At 63.5% G+C, this 6,000-nt stretch carries 7 protein-coding genes and 1 rRNA gene; 5 read left to right on the top strand and 3 right to left on the bottom strand.

What is annotated here, in order from left to right; all coding sequences use genetic code 11:
• Window positions 1-187: 187 nt before the first annotated feature.
• From rrf to CFB52_RS11430, 4 genes are all read left to right on the top strand, one after another.
• Window positions 188-300: ribosomal RNA gene (gene rrf, locus CFB52_RS11445) — 5S ribosomal RNA — on the top strand.
• A gap of 216 nt (window positions 301-516) precedes the next feature.
• A complete protein-coding gene (gene cueR / locus CFB52_RS11440; RefSeq protein ID WP_059583527.1) occupies window positions 517-921 on the top strand; it encodes a Cu(I)-responsive transcriptional regulator in 405 nt (134 codons plus the stop codon).
• A 214-nt stretch (window positions 922-1,135) separates the two neighbouring features.
• On the top strand, window positions 1,136-1,282 hold the full coding sequence (locus CFB52_RS11435) for a DUF3563 family protein (RefSeq protein WP_080970925.1): 147 nt from the start codon (window positions 1,136-1,138) through the stop codon (window positions 1,280-1,282).
• A gap of 113 nt (window positions 1,283-1,395) precedes the next feature.
• Entirely contained in the window at window positions 1,396-1,764 is a 369-nt protein-coding gene (locus CFB52_RS11430; RefSeq protein ID WP_179231729.1) for a hypothetical protein, read from the top strand.
• Between the two features lie 15 nt (window positions 1,765-1,779).
• Here the strand turns inward: CFB52_RS11430 and CFB52_RS11425 are convergent, their stop codons facing one another.
• On the bottom strand, window positions 1,780-2,625 hold the full coding sequence (locus tag CFB52_RS11425) for a 23S rRNA (adenine(2030)-N(6))-methyltransferase RlmJ (protein WP_059583529.1): 846 nt from the start codon (window positions 2,623-2,625) through the stop codon (window positions 1,780-1,782).
• Window positions 2,626-2,736: 111 nt separating this feature from the next.
• Entirely contained in the window at window positions 2,737-3,708 is a 972-nt protein-coding gene (locus tag CFB52_RS11420) for an aldo/keto reductase (protein ID WP_059583531.1), read from the bottom strand.
• 164 nt (window positions 3,709-3,872) lie between these two features.
• Here CFB52_RS11420 and CFB52_RS11415 point away from each other — a divergent pair, with 164 nt between their 5' ends.
• Window positions 3,873-4,661, top strand: coding sequence for a 3-hydroxybutyrate dehydrogenase (locus CFB52_RS11415; RefSeq protein ID WP_099316602.1), 789 nt, complete (start codon window positions 3,873-3,875; stop codon window positions 4,659-4,661).
• A 119-nt stretch (window positions 4,662-4,780) separates the two neighbouring features.
• On the opposite strand, the gene CFB52_RS11410 is transcribed toward CFB52_RS11415, so the two are convergent.
• Entirely contained in the window at window positions 4,781-5,980 is a 1,200-nt protein-coding gene (locus CFB52_RS11410) for an amino acid aminotransferase (RefSeq protein ID WP_099316601.1), read from the bottom strand.
• Window positions 5,981-6,000: the final 20 nt, after the last annotated feature.

Below are 6,000 nucleotides of genomic sequence, written 5' to 3'. Positions count from 1 at the left end.
ACTTACGAGCATCCCACGCAGAGCGTCGAGCAGCGAAGCTGATCGATGCGGCGCGCCGGTTGAAGTACCGGTGACCTGCGTAGCAAGACGAGACAAGTTGGATTCTCGTGTGTGATACACACAACCTAAATTACTGCTTCTTCCAAGATTGGTTCTGTTGGCCACGCCAGCAGGACAACCCCCTTTGCCTGATGACCATAGCGAGTCGGTCCCACCCCTTCCCATCCCGAACAGGACCGTGAAACGACTCTACGCCGATGATAGTGCGGATTCCCGTGTGAAAGTAGGTAATCGTCAGGCTCCCTAAGCCAAGAACCCCCGCCCGACAAGGCGGGGGTTTTTGCATTTCGGCACCCCGAAAAGCATGCGCCGAGCCGCGCCCGTTCCATCCGCGCTCCTGCGACCAAGCTGTCCCTCGGAACGAAACCTCTCGATTTGATACGATCGACGTGTCGTCGGCGACGGCATTCGTCGCCGTTCGTGTTCGAAACCAGGGCTTGATGAAGAGGGCAGGGAATGAATATCGGCGACGCGTCGCGCGAATCCGGGGTCAGCGCGAAAATGATCCGGTACTACGAACAGGTCGGCCTTCTTGCGCCGAGCAAGCGGACCGATGCCGGCTACCGGATCTACGGCGCGGACGAAATCCATATCCTGCGATTCATCCGTCAGGCGCGGCGACTCGGCTTTCTGGTCGAGGACATTCGCAAGCTGCTGATGCTTTGGCAGGATCGCTCGCGCGCCAGCGCCGAAGTGAAATCGATTGCTCTCGAGCACGTGGCCGAACTCGACAAACGCATCGCCGAACTCAGCGACATGCGCGACACGCTGGCCGATCTGGCCGCGCACTGCCATGGTGACGGGCGGCCTGAATGCCCGATTTTGGCGCGCCTCGCCGACCCCGTCGATGAACCAAATTAGTGCGCTTCCTCGAGCCGCAAAACGGGCCCGACTGCATTCCTATAAAAATCAATGAGTTATAGGTGGTCGGTGCGGCTCCATTCCAAATCGGAATGGTGCCCATGCAAGTATTTCACTAGCATCTTGGTGCGGCGTCGCTATAATTCGGGATAACCCTATACGGGAAATCCCTGAATATCGATTCACCAGGGGTCCCTCTTCCTTGGAGAACGTCATGATCGCCTACATCGTCGAAAAGCTGAGCAACTGGTTCGAGTCCGCAGAACGTGAGCGCCGTGAGGCTTACCTCGCCACGTCGTCGGACATCGTTCAGCTCGAGCGCCGCATCCGCTCGCTCGAAACCAACGGCTACTCGCTGTAATCGGAGTGACCGTCGGGTGCCGAGCGGCACCGAACGATAAGCAAGCCCCGTATTGACGGGGCTTTGTTTTTTGTGCGCCGGATCTGGCGAAATCGTCGGTGCAGCGCTATGGTATGGGCCTACTTTTCATCGGGAAGGACACGATCATGCGTGTGCGTGTCGATGTGCGACGCAGTACCTGCGCGCGTCTCGTTCTGGGCGCGGCAATGCTCGTCCATGGCTTCGCGGTAGGTGCCGCGACGTCGTCCAGGCCGCTCGTGCTCGATACCCAGCGCGGTATCCAGGACGGCAGGGGCGGGTTGGTGTTGCAGACGGCACCGTTGTCTTCGGAGCCGATCGTCGAGCCGGCAGGCATGCGGGCTCCAGCCGGGCAGGGACCGAATACGTCGGTTCCGCTGTTCGTCGCGCCGTACATCAATGTTCCCGCATGGAACGGGCAGCCGGCCAACCAGCCGAGACTGGCGCCCAGACCGCAACCGTAACCGCCGGTCGCCCGATCAGTTGCCGCGGTGCTCGATCTGGCAGCGGGCGCCGCTATCCTGTCCCAGCTTCTCGACCAGGTAGGGCAGGACCTCGTTCATGCTCTGGGCGAGCGTATATGGCGGATTCAGGATGAACATCCCGCTTCCGTAGAGGCCCAGTCCATCGGTCGGCGGATTCGACACCGTCAGCGTCAGGTGGAGCCAGTTGTTCGGCTGCAGGCGCTTCAACTGCTCGGGAAAGCGTTGCGATTCCGTCCGCGTGACCTGCGGATACCAGATGGCATAACAGCCGGTCGCGAAACGCTTCAGGCATTCCGTCACGCAGCTCACCGTGCGCGCGTAATCCTTCTTGTCCTCGTAGGACGGGTCGATCAGCACGAGTGCGCGTCGCGGCGGCGGCGGCAGCAGCGCCTTGATACCTTCGAAGCCGTCGCCGGCGAAGATCATCGCGCGTCGCCCCGCATCGCGAAAATTGTGGCGCAGCACATCGATTTCCGTCGTATGCATTTCGAACAGACGCATCCGGTCCTGCTCGCGCATCGACCGCCAGGCGATGTACGGGGAGCCCGGGTAGAAGTGCAGTTCGCCGTCGTCGTTCAGCGCGCGGACTTCATCGATATAGTCGCCCAGCGCTTCCGGAAGGCTCTTTTCGTTCCACAGCCGGCCGATGCCGGTATCGAATTCCGACGTCTTCGCTGCATAGCCGTCGCGCAGCGAGTACACGCCGGCGCCCGCGTGCGTATCGATGTACCAGTACGATTTGTCTTTCTTGTTCAGGTAGCGCAGCAGCTGGACGACGACGGTGTGCTTGAGCACGTCCGCGTGGTTGCCTGCGTGAAAACCGTGACGATAACTGAGCATGGCTGGCTGCCTGAAACGAAAGGTGAATCGATTAAAACGGTCGAACGTGCGCGGCCGTCAGGCCGGGCACCGATGCGGCCGCGTATTGTACGCGAGTGGTCGCGAGTCGCCTTACTCGTATGCGTCGCCGACTACCGCCTCGATGCGCTGCTTCACATCCGGCGTCAGCTTCGCGGCAACGTCGAGCGCGCGCATGTTGTCGCCGATCTGGTCCACCCGCGAGGCGCCCGTGATGACCGAACTCACGCGCGGATTCGCGAGCACCCACGCAATGGCCAACTGGCCGGTGCTGCAGCCGAGCTCGGCGGCGATCTCGCCGAGCCGTTCGACGATGTCGTTGGCGGCCCGATCGGTCAGGCGTTCGCGCATCCAGTCGTAGCCTTGCAACTGCGCGCGGCTGCCGGCCGGCACGCCGTTGCGGTATTTGCCGGTGAGCAGGCCCGATGCGAGCGGGCTCCAGGTCGTGAGGCCGAGGCCGTAATCGTCGTAGAGCCGCGCATATTCCTGTTCGACCCGGGTGCGGTGGAACAGGTTGTACTGCGGTTGTTCGACGACCGGCCTGTGCAGATGATGCCGCTCGGCGATCTCACATGCCGCGCGGATCTCGTCGGCGCTCCATTCCGACGTGCCCCAGTACAGCGCCTTGCCGCGCACGATCATGTCGCTCATTGCCCAGACGGTTTCCTCGATCGGCGTATGCGGATCGGGGCGATGGCAATAGACGAGGTCGACATAGTCGAGCTGTAGCCGGCGCAGCGAGCCGTCGATCGCGTTCAGCAGGTATTTCCGGTTCAGCGTGTGATACTGGTTCGGGGCTTCCGCGAGCCCCCAGAAGAACTTCGTGGACACGATATAGCTGACGCGCGGCCAGTCGAGCGACTTGAGCGCGTGGCCCATGATTTCCTCGGATTTGCCGCCGGCGTAAACCTCGGCGTTGTCGAAGAAATTGACGCCCGCGTCGCGTGCCGCGGCGAGGCATTCGCGCGCGACCCGCTGGTCAACCTGGTTGCCGTACGTCACCCACGAGCCGAGGGAAAGCTCGCTGATCTGCAGGCCGGAGCGGCCTAGCCGTCGATAGTGCATGAGATTCTCCTGCTGAACGGAACCGACCTTAAGCTTAGACGTTTTGGGCGCGAACGGCGGGTCCGATCGGGCACAATGGCGACTGGCACGCCGATGCGATTTCGCGATGCGCGCGGATGCGGCGGGCGCGTGTTTCATCGATCCGACAACGGGAGGAGACGGACATGGCAGCAGATCTGAATGGCAAGACCGCAGTCGTCACGGGCGCCGCGAGCGGCATCGGCAAGGAAATCGCGCTCGAGCTCGCCAAGGCGGGCGCGGCCGTCGCGATCGCCGACCTGAACCAGGACGGCGCGAACGCGGTCGCCGACGAGATCGTCAAGGCAGGCGGCAAGGCGATCGGCGTCGCGATGGACGTCACCAACGAGGAAGCCGTGAACGCCGGTATCGACAAGGTCGCCGCGACGTTCGGCTCGGTGGACATCCTCGTGTCGAACGCGGGCATCCAGATCGTCAACCCGATCGAGAACTACTCGTTCGCCGACTGGAAGAAGATGCAGGCGATCCACGTGGACGGCGCGTTCCTGACGACGAAGGCCGCGCTCAAGCACATGTACAAGGACGATCGCGGCGGCGTCGTGATCTACATGGGCTCGGTGCATTCGCACGAAGCGTCGCCGCTGAAGTCGGCGTACGTGACGGCCAAGCACGGGCTGCTGGGTCTCGCGCGCGTGCTGGCGAAGGAAGGCGCGAAGCACAACGTGCGCTCGCACGTCGTGTGTCCGGGCTTCGTGCGCACGCCGCTGGTCGACAAGCAGATTCCGGAGCAGGCGAAGGAGCTCGGCATCAGCGAAGAGGACGTGATCAAGAAGGTGATGCTCGGCAACACGGTCGACGGCGTGTTCACGACGGTGCAGGACGTCGCGCAGACGGTGCTGTTCCTGTCGGCGTTCCCGAGCGCCGCGCTCACGGGCCAGTCGGTGGTCGTCAGTCACGGCTGGTTCATGCAGTAACGCGGATGTGGGCGGTGTCGCCGCCCGCCGCGTTGGATGGCGCAAAAAAACGCGCTCCGTGGAGCGCGTTTTTCATGTCGGCAGTGCGGGGCCGGCGACGGCCGCCGCCCGGCGCCGCTTTACTTCAGGACCGCTGCGACCGCTTGGGCGACCACGTCGAGGTTGCGCGTGTTCAGCGCGGCGACGCAGATCCGGCCCGTGCCGACCGCATAGATGCCGAACTCGTCGCGCAGGCGATCGACTTGTGCCGAGGTCAGGCCCGAATACGAGAACATCCCGCGCTGCGCGTTGATGAAGCCGAAATCGCGATCGACGCCGCTTGCCTTCAGGCGTTCGACGAGACCGTTGCGCATCGCGCGGATGCGGTCGCGCATTTCGCCGAGTTCCTGGACCCACGAAGCGTGCAGTTCCGGCGACGCGAGCACCGCTGCGACCACCGCGCCGCCATGGGTCGGCGGGTTCGAGTAGTTCGTGCGGATCACGCGCTTCAGTTGCGACAGCACGCGCGTGGCTTCTTCCTTGCTCGACGTGATGATCGACAGCGCGCCGACGCGCTCGCCGTACAGAGAGAACGACTTCGAGAACGACGACGACACGAACGCGTTCAGGTCGGCCGCGGCAAACAGGCGCACGGCAGCGGCATCGGCTTCGATGTTTTCGCCGAAGCCTTGGTAGGCCATGTCGAGGAACGGCACGAGGTCGCGCGCCTTCACGACGTCGACGACCTGTTGCCATTGCGCTTCGGTGAGGTCCACGCCGGTCGGGTTGTGGCAGCACGCGTGCAGCACGACGACCGTGCCGGCCGCGTAGCTGTTCAGCGCCGACAGCATGCCTTCGAAGTTCACGCCGTTGGTGGCCGCGTCGTAATACGGGTACGCGACGACTTCGAAGCCGGCCGCCTCGAACAGCGCGCGGTGGTTTTCCCAGCTCGGATCGCTGATCGCGACCTTCACGTTCGGATTCACGGTGCGCAGGAAATCGGCGCCGATCTTCAGCGCGCCCGTGCCGCCCAGGGCCTGCGCCGTGACGACGCGGCCCGCCGCGATCAGCGGCGAATCGTTGCCGAGCAGCAGCTTCTGCACGGCCGCATCGTAGGCGGCGATCCCGTCGATCGGCAGGTAACCGCGCGGCAGGCCGGCTTCGACGCGCGCCTTCTCCGCGTCGCGAACCGCGCGCAGCAGCGGAATCTTGCCTTCCTCGTTCGTGTACACGCCAACGCCGAGGTTGACCTTGGTCGGACGCGTATCGGCGTTGAAGGCTTCGTTCAGGCCCAGGATCGGGTCGCGGGGGGCAAGCTGGACAGCGGAGAAGAGCGACATGATGATTCGGCAGTAGTGAA

Origin of the sequence: Burkholderia sp. AU18528, assembly GCF_002223215.2 — a bacterium.
Taxonomy (GTDB): domain Bacteria; phylum Pseudomonadota; class Gammaproteobacteria; order Burkholderiales; family Burkholderiaceae; genus Burkholderia; species Burkholderia semiarida.
The sequence above is the reverse complement of the archived record's forward strand: the minus strand, read 5'-3'. Positions and strand labels throughout refer to the sequence as shown.

What these genes read in the sequence shown, in the direction of transcription:
- cueR (WP_059583527.1), top strand. Translation starts at nt 517, where the DNA reads ATGAATATCGGCGACGCGTCGCGCGAATCCGGGGTCAGCGCGAAAATG.
- CFB52_RS11435 (WP_080970925.1), top strand. Translation starts at nt 1,136, where the DNA reads ATGATCGCCTACATCGTCGAAAAGCTGAGCAACTGGTTCGAGTCCGCA.
- CFB52_RS11430 (WP_179231729.1), top strand. Translation starts at nt 1,396, where the DNA reads ATGGGCCTACTTTTCATCGGGAAGGACACGATCATGCGTGTGCGTGTC.
- CFB52_RS11425 (WP_059583529.1), bottom strand. Translation starts at nt 2,625, where the DNA reads ATGCTCAGTTATCGTCACGGTTTTCACGCAGGCAACCACGCGGACGTG.
- CFB52_RS11420 (WP_059583531.1), bottom strand. Translation starts at nt 3,708, where the DNA reads ATGCACTATCGACGGCTAGGCCGCTCCGGCCTGCAGATCAGCGAGCTT.
- CFB52_RS11415 (WP_099316602.1), top strand. Translation starts at nt 3,873, where the DNA reads ATGGCAGCAGATCTGAATGGCAAGACCGCAGTCGTCACGGGCGCCGCG.
- CFB52_RS11410 (WP_099316601.1), bottom strand. Translation starts at nt 5,980, where the DNA reads ATGTCGCTCTTCTCCGCTGTCCAGCTTGCCCCCCGCGACCCGATCCTG.